This is a genomic window from Priestia sp. SIMBA_032 (assembly GCF_046535215.1).
Lineage (GTDB): Bacteria > Bacillota > Bacilli > Bacillales > Bacillaceae_H > Priestia > Priestia aryabhattai.
Genome location: NZ_JAWRXD010000786.1, coordinates 1 through 267 on the forward strand (window position 1 = coordinate 1; position 267 = coordinate 267).

The 267-nt window shown below is 74.2% G+C and carries 1 protein-coding gene; it reads left to right on the plus strand.

Features of this window, described 5'->3' with window-relative positions; translation table 11 throughout:
* On the plus strand, nucleotides 1-267 hold a 267-nt coding region (locus SB717_RS36470; protein ID WP_410907916.1), incomplete at both ends, for a hypothetical protein.

Sequence of the window (267 nt, forward strand, 5' to 3'; positions counted from 1 at the left end):
GGGGCCGCGGAACTGCGCCGCACGGTCGACCTCGTCCACGGCGAGGTCGCCGCGAGCTGGCTCGACGCGGTGGCCGGCACCGTGAGTATACGCGTGATCGCGCCCCGCGACGAGGACGCGGTGCACCTGCTCATCGAAGCCGAACGGGAATTCCACGGCGAGCTCGAGCTCGGCATCACGGCACAGGACGGGACCGGGCTCGCCCCCGGTGCCCGCGTGCGCCGCGACGAAGTGCGAACGATCGCCACCCCGGGCGAGGCCGCCACG